The organism is Shewanella sp. 1180_01, from assembly GCF_052850535.1.
Map to the genome: position 1 here is coordinate 1 of NZ_VXCT01000049.1, position 15,899 is coordinate 15,899.

The 15,899-nt window shown below is 45.6% G+C and carries 15 protein-coding genes; 8 read left to right on the plus strand and 7 right to left on the minus strand.

Annotation, left to right across the window (positions count from 1 at the left end; translation table 11 throughout):
- Window positions 1-230: 230 nt before the first annotated feature.
- Entirely contained in the window at window positions 231-2,231 is a 2,001-nt protein-coding gene (locus FW758_RS19295; RefSeq protein WP_446446234.1) for a hypothetical protein, read from the plus strand.
- 220 nt (window positions 2,232-2,451) lie between these two features.
- The gene (locus tag FW758_RS19300) at window positions 2,452-3,651 is read left to right on the plus strand and encodes a class I SAM-dependent methyltransferase (protein ID WP_446446235.1); all 1,200 of its coding nucleotides are present in this window, start codon (window positions 2,452-2,454) and stop codon (window positions 3,649-3,651) included.
- Window positions 3,652-3,676: 25 nt separating this feature from the next.
- Here FW758_RS19300 and FW758_RS19305 read toward each other — a convergent pair whose 3' ends face one another.
- From FW758_RS19305 to FW758_RS19320, 4 genes are all read right to left on the minus strand, one after another.
- The gene (locus FW758_RS19305; protein WP_259520497.1) at window positions 3,677-4,132 is read right to left on the minus strand and encodes an NUDIX hydrolase; all 456 of its coding nucleotides are present in this window, start codon (window positions 4,130-4,132) and stop codon (window positions 3,677-3,679) included.
- 51 nt (window positions 4,133-4,183) lie between these two features.
- On the minus strand, window positions 4,184-5,062 hold the full coding sequence (ypfJ, locus tag FW758_RS19310) for a KPN_02809 family neutral zinc metallopeptidase (protein ID WP_446446236.1): 879 nt from the start codon (window positions 5,060-5,062) through the stop codon (window positions 4,184-4,186).
- Between the two features lie 145 nt (window positions 5,063-5,207).
- Window positions 5,208-5,633, minus strand: coding sequence for a hypothetical protein (locus tag FW758_RS19315; RefSeq protein ID WP_006084327.1), 426 nt, complete (start codon window positions 5,631-5,633; stop codon window positions 5,208-5,210).
- A gap of 11 nt (window positions 5,634-5,644) precedes the next feature.
- Window positions 5,645-5,884, minus strand: coding sequence for a hypothetical protein (locus FW758_RS19320; RefSeq protein ID WP_172599622.1), 240 nt, complete (start codon window positions 5,882-5,884; stop codon window positions 5,645-5,647).
- 238 nt (window positions 5,885-6,122) lie between these two features.
- On the opposite strand from FW758_RS19320, the gene FW758_RS19325 reads away from it, so the two are divergent.
- The 5 genes from FW758_RS19325 (at window position 6,123) to FW758_RS19345 (ending at window position 12,073) form a co-directional block, all read left to right on the plus strand.
- On the plus strand, window positions 6,123-7,631 hold the full coding sequence (locus tag FW758_RS19325) for a helicase HerA-like domain-containing protein (protein WP_446446237.1): 1,509 nt from the start codon (window positions 6,123-6,125) through the stop codon (window positions 7,629-7,631).
- A 378-nt stretch (window positions 7,632-8,009) separates the two neighbouring features.
- Entirely contained in the window at window positions 8,010-8,132 is a 123-nt protein-coding gene (locus tag FW758_RS19330; RefSeq protein WP_006079924.1) for a hypothetical protein, read from the plus strand.
- Between the two features lie 277 nt (window positions 8,133-8,409).
- A complete protein-coding gene (locus tag FW758_RS19335) occupies window positions 8,410-9,366 on the plus strand; it encodes a TAXI family TRAP transporter solute-binding subunit (RefSeq protein ID WP_006079923.1) in 957 nt (318 codons plus the stop codon).
- Between the two features lie 202 nt (window positions 9,367-9,568).
- Entirely contained in the window at window positions 9,569-11,602 is a 2,034-nt protein-coding gene (locus tag FW758_RS19340; protein ID WP_446446238.1) for a TRAP transporter permease, read from the plus strand.
- Between the two features lie 45 nt (window positions 11,603-11,647).
- Window positions 11,648-12,073: a DUF1850 domain-containing protein gene (locus tag FW758_RS19345; RefSeq protein ID WP_446446239.1), complete on the plus strand. Its 426-nt coding sequence runs from the start codon at window positions 11,648-11,650 to the stop codon at window positions 12,071-12,073.
- Window positions 12,074-12,100: 27 nt separating this feature from the next.
- Here FW758_RS19345 and FW758_RS19350 read toward each other — a convergent pair whose 3' ends face one another.
- Window positions 12,101-13,084: a diguanylate cyclase domain-containing protein gene (locus FW758_RS19350; RefSeq protein WP_446446240.1), complete on the minus strand. Its 984-nt coding sequence runs from the start codon at window positions 13,082-13,084 to the stop codon at window positions 12,101-12,103.
- A gap of 142 nt (window positions 13,085-13,226) precedes the next feature.
- Window positions 13,227-13,562 carry an FKBP-type peptidyl-prolyl cis-trans isomerase gene (locus tag FW758_RS19355; protein ID WP_011845636.1) on the minus strand — a complete coding sequence of 112 codons (336 nt, stop codon included), beginning with the start codon at window positions 13,560-13,562 and terminating at the stop codon, window positions 13,227-13,229.
- A gap of 239 nt (window positions 13,563-13,801) precedes the next feature.
- Between FW758_RS19355 and trxC the strand changes: the two genes are divergently transcribed.
- On the plus strand, window positions 13,802-14,224 hold the full coding sequence (gene trxC / locus FW758_RS19360; protein WP_446446241.1) for a thioredoxin TrxC: 423 nt from the start codon (window positions 13,802-13,804) through the stop codon (window positions 14,222-14,224).
- A gap of 81 nt (window positions 14,225-14,305) precedes the next feature.
- Here the strand turns inward: trxC and FW758_RS19365 are convergent, their stop codons facing one another.
- Window positions 14,306-15,706, minus strand: coding sequence for a DASS family sodium-coupled anion symporter (locus FW758_RS19365; RefSeq protein WP_071940038.1), 1,401 nt, complete (start codon window positions 15,704-15,706; stop codon window positions 14,306-14,308).
- Window positions 15,707-15,899: the final 193 nt, after the last annotated feature.

A 15,899-nucleotide genomic window follows, 5' to 3' on the forward strand; every position in this document is an offset into this window, starting at 1 on the left:
TGGCTCGTTAAATTTACTCAGAGGAAGACAAAAAAAGATCTAATTAAAAGGGTTACATTTTAAGCTCAATTGACTTACGTTATCTTTATTTTCTCAATGTAGAAAATTGAAACAGATTATAAAGAAGCATTTAATTCGCATTAAATTAGTTTGACTCAATGTGGAAATAGCAGTTTTATTGTATTATCAACTCCTAAACTCTGCCAAAATGTATTGGATAAGGGACTACAGTGCAAATAGATGTTAAAGGTAAAGTTCAAAATCTCAAATTATCACCTAGTGATCGTCTTGTTCCTTTATTTGAGGCTATTGTTAACTCAATTCAAGCAACTAGAAAAGGTGATAAAGCTGAACTAACCATTACAGCTTTTCGTCAAACGACTCAGGAAGTTTTGAACGAAGATGACCGTAAATTTCAACAGATAGAATCTTTTGAAATTGTTGATTATGGTGAAGGATTTAACCATGATAATTATCAATCATTTAAGACGGCTGAATCTACCTACAAATCTAGTTTAGGTTGTAAGGGAGTTGGTCGCTTCACATGGCTTAAAGCTTTTGAAACTGTAGAGGTCGAAAGTGTCTATCTCGATAATCAAGAAAAGAAAAAACTAACCTTTGGCTTCTCCGTTGATGATGTTGATTTTGAAAGTGAAAAATTAATAAGCGCTGAACAATCAGAGAGAGTAAGAACTAAAGTTTCTCTTAAAGAAATTCAAGATCCCTATCGCACCAGATTACCTAAAAACCTTGATAATATAGCCTCAGAAATCATAGAGCACAGCCTTATCTACTTCCTAGAAGGCAAAATAAAATCATTCAAATTACTAGGTGATTGTGGTGAAAGCATTGATCTACTAGTTGTTTTTGAAACGACCTATTCACATGAAATTGAACAAAAAGAGTTTTCAATTGGCTCTAACCAATTTAAAGCCCATTTTTTCAAAAACTATAAGATCACTAAACAGAAAAATCACAAAGTTTTCCTCTGTGCAGATTCTCGCTCTGTAAGAGGTTATACACTAAAAGAATACGAAGAAAATGTACCTCCTATTTTTGAAGATATTAATGGTTTAAAATTTAATTACTCAATTTATGTTACTTCTTCTTATCTTGATCAATATGTTAACCAAGAACGAACGGGATTTAGAATTGCTGAAAAAGTTGACCTATGTGATGAAGATGCGGATTCACCTGCAATCAACACGATTATTATAGAGTTAATGCTTTATGGGAGAACAGTATTTGAACCATTCCTAGAACCAATGTATGCAAAGCATAAAAAGATGATTGAACGATATGTTAATCACGCTGGTTATGAGTATCGACACATTATTAAGAACCGTCCACTATGGTTAAATACAATCCCTTTTGATTTGTCTGACGAGAAACTTGACATTGAGCTACACAAGCTTAATCGAAACTATGAGCTTGAATTAAAGCAAGAAGCCCAACGACTGAAAGACGAATTAAAGCATAGTAAAGTTAAAGATTACCCTGCTTATAAAGAGTCTTTGCAAAAGTACACCGAAGATCTAAACGAGATTGGAAAATCAAACCTTGCTAAATATATCGTCCATAGAAAAGCTGTGATCGATGCTTTAGAGTTCAGCTTAGAGTTACAAGATGGTGACAAGTATGCACTAGAAGATACTGTTCATGACATTATTATGGCAATTCGCTCTACCAGCGATGATGTGCAAGAACATAACCTTTGGTTGATTGATGAACGTATGGCTTACCATAAACATCTTGCATCAGATAAATCATTCAAATCTGTAACTGATATTGACTCTAAAGAACGTCCTGACTTATTAGTTTTTAATAATCCTGTTGTATACGGTGATGATAAGCGAGAGACATCTACGGCTATCATTGTCGAGTTTAAACGTCCAATGCGTGATAACTATAACGGTTCGGACAATCCTATTGATCAGGTTACTGGATATGTGCTTAAACTAAGAAAGCCAGATCAGATTATGGATGAGCGGGGGCGAGAAATCCACTTGAATAAGAGGATACCAATATATTGTTATGTAATTTGCGATTTAACTTCTTCAATACGTGACATTCTTGAGATGAGAAATTATAAACCCCTTCTAGATAATCAAGGCTATATTTTCTACAATGATAATCTCAATACCGTAATTGAAGTTATCTCATTTGATAAACTATTACGTGATGCGAAAAAAAGAAATTCAGTCTTATTTAAAAAATTAAATTTAGAGTGATGACGAAAAAGCAGTTATGTGCTGAGACTAACAAGTCACTGTATTATTAATAGAGCGTGTCACTGGAATGACAGCGCTTAATCACTACGACCTCCAACAGATAGATCAGCAGCGGAGGTCTGCCCCAACCCCCCTTCTCGGTGAGAATAACTTTAGGTAGCGGCGGATCGCGGTTAGAATACTCACCCTGTTTTTCTTGGTTACTTTTTCGGAAACAATAATGTCCCATTCAGCGCTTAATTCTTTTGATGATTTTTACCAGCTTTTGGCTGACAGCTTGGCGAAGAATAGTCTGATCAAACTATTGTTGAGTAAGTACCGAGGGGCAGATAAAAGCCTGCAGCGCATTACGATTCGACCGATCAGTTTGCAGAATGAACCTGTGCTATCGTTTGTGTATCAGCATCAGACGAATCACATCACAAAAAACCTGAGTTATGACGAAGGGTTAGCCAGCATAAAACTGTTACTCGGTAGCGATTTTAAGAGCACCCACTTAGCCACGGCGCAGGCAGAAGTTCAGCTTGAGATCAGCAAAAAAGGCAAAGTCCAAATCAGCACACATAACGTTAAACAAACCGTAGCTGCGCCGTTAGAACATGACCGTGAGAAAAAACGTTTTGTGGATATCGAACGGCCCTTCCTGACCAAACTAGGTGTGACGGACAGCCAACATAATCTTATCCCTGCGATGTCGCGCAAATGGAAACAAATCAATAAATTTATTGAGGTTTTCAGCCAAGCACTCGAAGCTTCACCCCACAAGAATGACCAACCGATCAATGTGGTCGATTTTGGCTCAGGCAAAGGCTATCTCACCTTTGCAATCCATGATTACCTGCGCCATAGCCTACACAATGATGCGCAGGTTACTGGGGTGGAATTACGCCAAGCCTTAGCCGATTTATGTAATGAAACGGCGGCTACGCTGGATCACCAAGGATTGTCGTTTGTCTGCGGCGATGTGAGAACCCATGCGCCTAAGCAAACCGATGTGATGATTGCGCTGCACGCCTGCGATATCGCCACTGACTATGCGATTCATTATGGTATCCGCGCCAATGCCGACATCATCATGTGTTCGCCTTGCTGCCATAAACAGATTCGCCCGCAGATGCACAGCCCAGAGTTGTTCAAACCTATGCTGCAATATGGGGTGCACATGGGCCAACAGGCTGAAATGGTGACGGATTCACTACGCGCGCTATTTTTGGAAGCCAACGGTTATGCGACTAAGGTGTTTGAATTTATCAGCCTAGAACATACCAATAAAAATAAGATGATTTTGGCCGTCAAAAAGCCACAAAATAATCAGAAAGACAGCGCCGCAATCCTCGCGCAAATTGCTGACATCAAAGCCTATTACGGGATCAAGGAACATTGCTTAGAAACCTTACTCGCGCAAACCCAAGCCGATTAACGGCCTGCGGTTTACTGGCAAAGCATTAGAACTTTGCGCTCATCACAACTCCGTTGAAATTGAGGCAATCTTTAATTCTTTGCTGCTGCACTGCGCTAAGGGTGTCGATATCGTGGAAGGCAAACTCTGAATGTTCGTGGCTTAAGTGGATTGGCAGTGGCTCGGCTTCTGCCCCATCTTTGGCCACCTCAGGCCTATCAGGCAACTCAGGCAACACCAGTTCACAACGAAAGATAAAGGCTTGGGATTGATAGGCACTGTGATAATACACGCCGCTCAAATAGTTAACCCGCACACTTAAGCCTAATTCCTCTTGGCATTCGCGCACCAAGGCCTCGTGAATCGTTTCACCTGGCTCGAGTGCGCCACCGGGCAAACCCCAAGCAAAATTACCATAATTGGCTTTAAGCAACAGCACTTGTCCCTGCGCATTAGTGATAACCGCGTGGCTGCTCAATCTAAAGGTATCGTTAAAGGCCACTCAGTTATCCTTGCACTTATATTCGGTATGCATTTGAGATATCAAACAAAATCACTTCGCCGCAAAGGTATTACAACTGGCGAGATTACCCGAATCAAACCCTGTCTTAAACCATTTCACCCGCTGCGCCGAACTGCCGTGGGTAAAAGCATCGGGCTGTACGGCGCGACCCGCCATCTGTTGCAAGCGATCGTCACCCACAGCACTGGCGGCGGCAATACCTTCCGCTAAATCGCCCGCTTCAAGTAAGTTAAGTTGTTGATTGACATAATGCCCCCAAATACCAGCGTAGCAATCCGCCTGTAATTCAAGCGCGACACTCAATTGATTCGCCTGCACTTTACTGCCAGATTGCTGGGCTTGGCGCACCTTAGTGCTAGTGCCCAGCAGGTTTTGCACATGGTGGCCTACTTCGTGGGCAATCACATAGGCAAAGGCAAAATCGCCGGGCGCGCCTAAGGTTTTAAGCTCATCAAGAAAGCTAAGATCGATATATACTTTGCTATCGGCGGGACAATAAAAAGGCCCAGACTGCGCCTGTCCCATACCGCAGCCGGTGGAGGTCATATTGCGATAAAGCACTAACTTAGGCTCTCGATATTGCCCTTTGAGCAACTGGCCCCAAACGGTTTCTGTGGTGCCTAAAATGGCCGCCACAAACTGGGCATTTTCATCCTGTACCGCTGTTGTTGAGCTAGATTGGGATTGGCTAAGATGAGTTTGAGCGCTCGGGTCGAGTGACAGACCACCAGTAAAATACTGAAAAGCAATATAAATGCCGCCGATGAGCAACACCACGCGGCCAAGTTTAGTTCTCAGCAAAAAGGGCAAGAACCTGAGTAACAAGGCACTCGGCACACCCGCAGATGCCATTTGCTGGCCGCGTCTGTCTTCGATATTGGAGCTTCTGTCTGTGTCACGCCAACGCATCGCATTCCTTCACTCTGTAGTTAAAACTTTCATTAAACCGCTATTAAAGTCGCTTAGATGCACAACTCTGATTTCGTATTTGCACTCTAGCGCCTAGTGGTTAAGAGTCTAGTGATTAAGTGTCTAGTGATTAAGTGTCTAGTGATTATTTCGCCTGTGTATCGCTTGTGGGCGCGTCTTTCAGTGAGCGTAAAAACAACCCTAAACCACCAAAGGCCAAAACGAGGATCACGATAAGTTCAAAGGCCGACATAGATTTAAAGTGGAATTGAATCGAGCTGATAACCCCTACAATCAAGGCCGTTAGCGAACCTAAACTCAGCAGCCAAGCTAACTTACTCTTAGCGTCAAAAAACACCATCACAATGCCGATAATAAACGGTAGCATCACCATGCCTGTGGTAATCGACATGCCTTGCCCAAAGGCATTCACTCGATATAAGCCATAGCCCAGTCCAAAACTAGAGCTCACTTGTATTGCATTGAACAATAGATAAAATCCGCCACACATCATGGCCAGACCCATAAAAAATTGTCCTGTCCCACCCTGTGTTCCGCCCGCACCTTTCATAGATATCCTTTCTAAATTAACGATTTTTGAGTGGCTTGTTCTATGGCCGTTTTCAGCCGTTGTTTTTCTTCCGCTGCTTTTGCCTTTTGGTACTCGTCGAGATTTTTATCCGCCTCGGCAACACAGCGCTGTTTATCTCGCATGGGCTCATAGGGATCGACATCAGTTCTGGCAGAACATGCTAATTCGGCGCAGCCAGACGTCAACAAAGTAGAGCACAAGACCAGCATAATCAACGGGGTTTTCATCATCAAGCACGCCTCAGCGAATCACAAAAATAACACATTTTATCCACCAGCAAGGAGCATATTGCCAATCCCACGCGCAGGCTCAGTTATCCCAAGCTTATTCGCGCCCTATGTTGACATAAATTACGCTAAGGCCAACACTCAATGGTGAATTTTTATACCCATATACGACGCACTACAGTGGCTTAAATAAGGCTCTGCAATCCATGTGCAGGCGCTAAAGTTAACATAAGGAATGCCCTTGAATACTCTATTGATTGGGAAAGGTGATCAACAGGTTCACTTAAATCTTAAGTATGCTAATCGTCATGGATTAATTGCCGGCGCCACTGGGACAGGCAAAACCGTGTCGCTGATGAGCTTAGCCGAAGGTTTTTCGCGCCAAGGCGTGCCGGTTTTTATCACGGATGTTAAAGGTGATATCTCAGGCCTAGCGATGGCGGGCACTCCAAGTGAAAAGCTGCTACAAAGGGCGGCACAAATTGGCATTGAGGATTATCACTACGAAGCCAACCCTGTGGTGTTATGGGATTTAGCGGGTATTCAAGGTCATCCACTGCGTACCACCATCAGCGAAATGGGCCCGACCTTACTCAGCCGAATTTTAGAATTAAATGACACCCAAAGCGGCATCTTAGACATAGTGTTTCAACTGGCAGACGACCAAGGGTTATTGTTGCTCGACTTAGATGATCTGCGTGCCATGCTGGCTTTGGTTGCCGAGGAGCGCAAAGACGTCTCCGCCAAATATGGTTTGATCAGCGCCCAATCCCTCGCGGCGATTCAGCGCTCAGTGCTAGGACTTGAGCGCGATGGCGGCAAAGACTTTTTTGGCGAACCCGCGTTACAGCTTGAAGATTTAATGCGCACTAATTTGCAAGGGCGCGGCATCATCAATTTGTTAGCGGCGAATAAACTGATTTTAACGCCACGTTTATATTCAAGTTTTTTACTCTGGCTACTGTCAGAATTATTTGAGAATTTGCCCGAAGTCGGCGATCCCGAAAAACCTAAACTCGTGTTCTTTATTGATGAAGCCCATTTACTCTTTGAAGGTTGCCCACCGAGTTTATTAAAACGCGTCGAACAGATCATGCGCCTTATTCGCTCAAAAGGCGTAGGCGTTTATTTTTGCTCGCAATTTCCTGATGATGTGCCGGGCGAAATTCTCGGGCAATTAGGCAATCGCGTTCAACATGCCCTGCGAGCTTACACGCCAAGGGATCAAAAGGCCGTTAAAACCGCCGCCGAAACCTTTGTGCCTAACCCCAAACTGGTAGTCAGTGAGGTTATTTCCCAGCTCGGCGTGGGCGAGGCCTTAGTGTCTATGCTGGCCGACAAGGGCGTGCCGACTATGGTCGAGCGCGCACTCATCGCACCGCCGCGTTGTCGAATGGGACCCGCCACGAGTGAGGAATTACACCAAGTCCGCGCCCAAAGCTCGATTGGTGGCAAATACGATCATGCCATCAACCGCGAATCGGCCTACGAACTGCTTAACCAAAGACGTACCGGCGTTGCCACCAGCAACCCCACATCCACAGCAAGTGATACAGCAAATGATGGCCAAACAGGTCAAAAAGCCGAAGAACAAGGTTGGTTCAGTGAACTCATTTTTGGTAATAAACGCCGCCAAGGTTTAGCAGAGACCTTGTCAAAGCAAGCGGCACGCACTGTCGGCAGCCAATTAGGCAAACAAATTTTGCGCGGCATATTAGGCGGGATGTTAGGTAAATCGAGTCGACGCTAGGCATATAGTGCTAAGTGAAGTTTTGGTTCGAGCCCACTCATTCGATCGCACAAAATGACAAACTCTCATGAAAATAGGAGTACAGTGTTATAGATCGCATATTTCTTATACAGGTTAACGCTAGCATTAGCGTTAATTATTCTAAGTGATAGATGGATCATGGTACGGAATTCGGTGATAAGATTATTTTGCTGTAATCGCTCATTGAGGCAAATAAATTCACAGATAATTATCAATGATTTTAAATATTTGTAATTTTAAAATGTTGTAATTCGAGAACAAAATTTCGCTTCAATCAGGACATCATGGAACAGGTTCAATTGAGTACGGCTTACATGATTAGCCTGATGAATAACCAAAGAGTACATGGAGTTTTATATGAGTAAAGAGCAAAAAAACCGTAAAGAATCGAAGAAACAACCGCTGTTGTCTGCTAAAGAAAAGAAAGCAGCAAAACACGCGAAAAATGCCACTAAAGGTTTCTTAGATAACACTAAATAGTGTCCTGTCGTTTGGGACTCCTCCCAGATCGCACAAATAGGGTTAACCTCAAGTTAGCCCTTTTTATTGTCCGTTTTCCTTAAACCATCATATTTTTCTCATACAATAACCTTGTTCAAAACCGCCTAAAATCTTCGTTTTGTGATGCAAAAGTAGCAGCTATCGACTATAGCCTAATTGACCTTTTTCAGGTTTTATGTAGTTATATTAGGCTAACTCAAGCATATCCAGCTCAAAAGACCCTACATAACAATATAAAAAATAAGGATATTTCATCATGAAAATCAAAAAACGTTTTGTTGCCGTCGGCGCTGCAGTAACATTAACTCTCAGCGCTGCCGCTATGGCTGCAGCTCCCGCTTTTATCAATATTCTCACTGGCGGTACCAGTGGCGTGTATTACCCTATTGGTGTTGCCCTATCGCAACTCTATGGCACTGGAATCGAAGGCTCTAAAACTTCAGTTCAAGCGACCAAAGCCTCGGTAGAAAACCTCAATCTACTTCAAGCGGGTCGTGGCGAATTAGCGCTCGCGCTAGGTGACTCAGTCGCAGCCGCTTACCAAGGCGATATTGATGCGGGCTTTAAAACGCCATTGGATAAAATCCGTGTGCTCGCCTCTGCTTACCCTAACTACATTCAAATTGTTGCCAATAAAGAGTCTGGCATTAAAACCTTGGCCGATTTAAAAGGGAAACGTATCTCTGTCGGCGCACCTAAATCGGGTACCGAACTCAATGCCAGATCGATTTTCAAAGCCGCGGGGTTAAGCTACGAAGACATGGGTAAAGTCGAGTTTTTACCTTATGCCGAATCCGTTGAACTCATCAAAAATCGTCAGTTAGACGCGACCTTGCAATCTTCTGGTCTCGGTATGGCAGCCATCCGCGACTTAGCCGCGACTATGGCGATCAACTTTGTTGAAATTCCAGAGGATGTGATCGCTAAGATTAACAACCCTGCCTATCAACACGGCGTGATCCCAGCATCGACCTATGAAGGCCAAACCACTGACGTTTCTACCGTTGCCATTCAAAACCTGCTGGTAACGCAAAGCGGCGTATCGGACGATTTAGCCTATCAAATGACTAAGATCATGTTCGAGCACTTAGATCGTCTCGGTAACGCGCACTCAGCCGCTAAATCTATTAGCTTAGAGAAAGCGACGAAAAATCTGCCGATACCGCTACATCCAGGTGCAGAACGTTATTACAAAGAAGTAGGCGCACTCTAAGTTTTGCTGATATCTGTGCACCCTAATTCCAAACTAAGCGATCGAGATGCCGTTGAATAACGGCATCTTTTTATATCCAAACAGCCTCAAACTGTAGAATTCAATCATTGATGCGCCTTGAATTGAAGCGGATCTGAAACTCGTATATTGAGGTAGCTTGGGTATATATCGCCCTCTGTAGTCTAATGCTGTGAGGCATAATATGAGTGATCCCCAACAAGGTCTCAGCGCTAATACTGGCGATTGGCCCAAGGCGCTGTTCTATACCGCCTTAATTTTTTCTATTTTTCAAATCATCACTGCCGCTTTTCACCCCGTGTCGACGCAAGTGCTGCGCGCCACCCATATTGGCTTTTTGCTGCTCGTGGTTTTTTTGAGTTATCCCGCCAGAGGTAAATCACAACCTTGGCAACCGCTCGCTTGGCTACTCGGTCTAGCTGGCATGGCAACGGCGGCTTATCAGTGGTATTTCGAAGCTGACTTAATTCAACGTTCTGGCGAGCTGACCGATGCGGACATGGTGATAGGTATCACTTTGATCGTATTGGTATTTGAAGCGGCGCGCCGAGTCATGGGCTGGGCACTACCTATTATCTGCGGCATCTTTTTGGCCTATGGCTTATTGGGTCAATACCTACCCGGCGATTTGATGCACCGCGGCTATGGCTTCGATCAAATTATCAACCAATTAGCCTTTGGCACCGAAGGCTTGTACGGCACACCAACCTATGTGTCGGCGACGTATATTTTCCTGTTTATTCTTTTCGGCTCCTTTCTAGAACAAGCCGGGATGATCCGTTTATTTACCGACTTTGCCATGGGATTATTCGGCCACAAGCTCGGCGGCCCTGCTAAAGTCGCTGTGGTGTCATCGGCGCTGATGGGAACGATTACCGGCTCAGGTGTGGCCAACGTCGTCACCACAGGCCAATTTACCATTCCACTGATGAAACGATTTGGCTATCGCTCCGCCTTCGCCGGTGGCGTGGAAGCGACCTCAAGTATGGGCAGCCAGATCATGCCACCGATCATGGGCGCCGTGGCCTTTATCATGGCCGAAACCATTAACGTGCCCTTTATCGAGATCGCCAAAGCGGCATTGATCCCCGCACTGCTTTATTTCTGCTCAGTATTCTGGATGGTGCACTTAGAGGCCAAACGCGCCAATCTTTGTGGCCTGCCCAAAGATCAATGTCCCGATCCTTGGGCGGCGATTAAAGAACGTTGGTATCTCCTTATCCCCTTGTTTATTTTGGTCTACTTGCTGTTTTCTGGCAGAACGCCGCTGTTCTCTGGCATGGTTGGTTTAGCGCTTACCTCGATAGTGATCTTAGGCTCGGCCATCGTCCTGCGGTTGTCATCAATGGCGATGCGGATTGCCTTTTGGATTGCCCTTGGGGTGTTATGTGCTGGCTTCTTCCAACTCGGGATCGGAGTCGTATTTGGGGTTATCGCCCTGCTAGTCGCCATTTGTTGGTTTATTAAGGGCGGCAAAGAAACCCTCACCGTTTGCTTACACGCATTGGTTGAAGGCGCGCGTCATGCTGTGCCTGTGGGTATTGCCTGCGCCTTAGTGGGCGTGATTATCGGCATAGTGTCACTCACAGGGATTGCTTCAACCTTCGCGAGCTACATTCTCGCCGTTGGCCAAGATAACCTGTTCTTGTCACTCGTGTTGACTATGATCACTTGCCTAGTGCTCGGCATGGGGATCCCGACGATTCCGAACTACATTATTACCAGCTCAATAGCCGCACCCGCATTGCTCGACTTAGGCGTGCCCTTGATTGTGTCGCACATGTTTGTGTTCTATTTCGGCATCATGGCCGATCTCACCCCGCCCGTAGCCTTGGCCTGTTTTGCCGCAGCGCCGATTGCGAAGGAATCCGGACTTAAGATCAGTCTCTGGGCGATTCGTATTGCCATTGCCGGTTTTGTGATCCCCTTTATGGCGGTTTACGATCCAGCCTTGATGCTCCAAGGTGATAGCTTATTAGCGACGGGCTTTGTGGTGCTGAAGGCAACGGTTGGTATTGGTATTTGGGGCGTGATCTTTACCGGATATCTATTACAAAAACTCTACTGGTGGGAACGCGTTATCGGCTTCCTTGCGGGGGCGAGCTTGATCCTTGCTACGCCATTGAGCGATGAAATCGGCTTTGGACTCGCGCTGTTGTTTATCCTGCAGCACAGCTGGCGCGCGCGCAAACTCAAACGTCTGGCAGAGCAAGGATAATCCCTTGAAATTCAACGTCGTTAATAAGTCTTTGAAGGTAAACAGATGCTAGGCCTGTGTTTAGGCCTAGCGGGTACCCTGTGGGCGCAAGTGCCCACAGACAACTTCGCCTTGGCATGGAACCACACCATAGAGAAAATCCGCTGGGAGGAAGACTATCACGTCACGCCTCAAGGCTTAGTGCTGGTCGAAGCGAGAGTAAAAGGCACGGGTGCAGGCATGGACATCCCAGATGATGCCTATCTTAAAAATGGCAGTTGGCATTATCGGCCTAAGCTCCCAACTCTGCCTAAATTACGTTTAGGCCGTACACCCGAGGCGGGAGATTTTGAACTTTGTTTTGCGCAGGCTTCTGGCAAGGTGCAATGCCAAGCCATGAGTCATTGGATTGGTCAGCCGAACAAGCAAGATGCCGCCGTTGAGGTGTGGGGTTGTGAACTGGCAAATGTCGCGCCTATTGATGTTCGCTAAACGAGTAAATGACGGGCGGGTTAAGGGTTAGCAATCATCAGCTTGCTGGTAAAAGCGGTAGCCATTCTTCCCTTGGTGTTTCACGCGATACATAGCAGCATCCGCGCGATCGCAGCTTTTGGTAAAACTATCACCGGAGCTAAAAATATCGATACCGATACTCAGACCTATCTCCACGTCACAACCTTCAAGCAAAAAGCCCTGTCGATAAACATCGAGCAAGGATTGTGCGAGCATAGCTAAAGATTCAATATCGGAGGACGGCAGTATGATCACAAACTCATCGCCACCTAGCCGAGCGATCTTCGCTAACTCACCCGAGTGAGACACTAATGTATGCGCTACATGCACCAATAAATTGTCGCCAAACTTATGGCCGTGACGGTCATTTAAGGCTTTAAAACCATCCAGATCGATAAAGAATAATGCGCCGCGCATCTCAGGTTGCAAACACTCATCGAACGCTTTGGCTATGGCTTGGCGATTCATTAAGTTGGTGAGGGGATCGCTGTGCGCTAACAGTGCCAAATCCAGTTCGTAGCGTTTTTCTTGGGTGATATCGATATGACTGCCCATCATCCGCAGCGGCGTGCCATCGGCAAAACGTTCAACAATGCGCCCACGGTCAGACACCCAAGTGACGCTGCCATCTTTATGCAGCATTCTGTGTACTGCCTGATAGTAATCGGACTTGCCACTGACATGATCTTCAAAGGCTTTTATCACCCATGCTTTATCTTCTGGGTGTAACTTACTTTTCCAGATATCAACGTGGGCGGCTAATTCTTCAGGACTAAAACCGAGCATTTCGCCCCAGCGCATATTGAATATCGTTAAATTCCCGCTTGGAATATGCTGTTCCCACAGGCACAAGCCATTGCCATCGAGGGCGGCAAACAGTTTTTCTTCGGCACGACGATTCAACGCCGTTAACTGAGCGTTTTCACGTTTGAGCTGAGCAATTTCAGCCTGAAGTTGCTTGATGTGTTCTGCTGCCGTATCCGATGCCACGAAAAATCTCTTTCATTAAAGCGGGAAAATCTCGTTCAGTGTAAAACACTCAATGCCGAAGCAAGATAGCGAGGAGTGCAAGATGAGCCAAAATCATGCTGGCTCAATCGAGCTTACACAGACTATCGCTATCATGCCACGCTTAGTCGCGCGTCAGCACTTCAAGCAATTCGATTTCAAAGGTGAGATCAGAATTTGGTTTAATATGCGCACCGACTTGGCGCTCGCCATAGGCTAAATGAGCTGGCACTAACAACTTACGTTTACCACCGACTTTCATCCCCATAATGCCTTGGTCCCAGCCTTTAATCACACGGCCAGTGCCAATTACACATTGAAACGCCTGACCGCGATCATAGGATGAATCGAATTGGGTGCCATCCTGCAAAAAACCACGGTATTGGGTGGTGATCAGCGCGCCTTTTACCGCTTCTTTTCCTTCACCCACTTGCAGATCGATTACTTCTAATTCGGTCATTTCTTCACTCTCTTTTCTTGTTCGCACTTAATAAATTGCGCGATATTCAACTTTGTGCAGGATTTTATCACCGACGACCACACTTGTCGGCGCTATTGCCACATTTCTGCGGCTCGGTTCACTGCTTTATCCTTGAGAATAAGGTCATCATGGGCGATAACATCATCACTCCCCCTTTAAATAACCGTCCGTTAGCCCAATATATTAGCCGTATAGACATTTTATTTTGGAGCTTTGCCATGATTATTGCCTGCCCCCATTGCGATACGTTAAACCGCGTTCCCGATGAGCGTGTAAACCAGCAACCTACTTGCGGTAAATGTAAGCTCAGTGTCTTTACGGCTGCGCCGATTGAACTCACTAGCGCAAACTTTGCCAACCATGCTAATAAATCTGAGCTTCCCCTAGTCGTTGATTTTTGGGCCAGCTGGTGTGGCCCTTGTAAAAGTTTTGCCACGGTATTTTCCGCGGCAGCTAAGACGTGGGAGCCGCAATTTCGCTTCGGTAAAATCAACACAGAAGAACAGCAAGCCCTTGCGGCGCAATTTAATATTCGCTCGATTCCCACTCTTATGATTTTCAAGCAAGGGAAAATACTCGCACAGCAAGCGGGTGCTTTACCTCAGTCAGCCTTAAATCAATGGTTAAAAAGCCATAGTTAATCGCAGATAACTTTTTCGCACCCATAAAAATACCCAGACTCGCTGGGTATTTTGGTTTACGTGGATCTCAATCTACTGACATCAAATATCCCAAAAAACATGGGCGATAATGCCTAGCACTATCATGCTGATAAAGTTGATGATCATACCAACTCGCACCATTTCAGATTGCTTGATATGGCCAGAACCATAAACGATCGCATTGGGCGGCGTCGCCACTGGCAGCATAAAGGCGCAGGACGCGGCAATACCAATCAGCACAGATAACATCACAGGCGATACGCCTAATGCCTCGGCAATCGCTGCAAATACTGGCACTAACAGTGCGGCGCTGGCGGTGTTACTGGCAAACTCGGTCAGCATCACCACAAAGGCAATCACTGCAAAGACGAACAACGACATGTGCGTACTGCCGAAAATATCTGTCATCCAGTGGGCTAAAAACACGCTAGTGCCGGTGGTTTTCAGCACTGCGCTTAGCGTTAAACCGCCGCCAAACAGTATTAGTACGCCCCAATCTGTGGTCGATTCAATCTTCTTCCAGCCAACTAACCCTAAGCCCGCGAGCAAAACAACCGCGCCTAACGCCACTATGGTATCGAACTGAGTGATGCCACCTAATGCTTTGGCTAATGGCACACTGAAAATCCAGCAACATACTGTCGCGAGGAAGATAAGCAGGGTGAATTTACCTTGGAACGTCAGCTTCTGCGCTTCAACTTGCACATCGAACTTGGCAGAAAGATCCGGCTTAAAATACCAATATAAGGCAATCAACATTAACGGCAACATGAGGATGACGGTTGGAATACCAAACTTGAGCCAGTCACTAAAACTCAAGCCAACTTGCGCCGCAGCAATCGCATTCGGTGGACTGCCTACTAAAGTACCGATACCGCCGATGTTGGCCGAATAGGCAATCCCGAGCAGTAAAAACACATAAGTGCTGTGGTATTTTTCGCGGTCTAGTTGCTGCAAAATCCCGAGAGCCAATGGCAACATCATCGCCGTGGTGGCGGTATTGCTGATCCACATTGAGAGCAGTGCCGTTACCCCGAACAGCATAAAGCAAGCGATACTGAGTTTGCCCTTAGAGGCTAACAACAACTTTTGTGCGATTAAGGTATCAATCTTTTGATGGTGTAAGGCCGCAGCCAGTACGAAGCCGCCGAAGAATAAATAGATGATAGGATTTGCAAAGCTACTCATAGCTTCCTTGGTTTCAAACACCCCAAAGAACACGGCAAGTATAGGCACGAGAATCGCAGTGATACTGATGTGGATCGCTTCGGTCAACCAAAGAATGCCTGCGAAAACCAGAATCGCCAGACCCGTGTTCACCCCTTGTTCGAAGGGTAAGCCGTAATAGAGTGCGAATAACAGCACAATATCCGCCGCTAGGATCAGCATTTTCTTTTTATCGAGCCCCTCGCTGACGGGAGCTTTGTTAGGTGGAACAGTGCTTGAATCTGTTGATGACATGGTTACAACCTTAATACCATTTTATTTTGACGCAAATTTAGGGCATAGATCACACTTGGCAAAGCGGTTTATTTTGTAATTTTGCCACTTAGCAACCACACATTCTGCCGACTAAAAGCCCAGAAAAACCTTAAGTGAGATAAAAATCACCCATTTCTGATCTAAAGCCATGTGCAAAACTTTCAAACGAGCA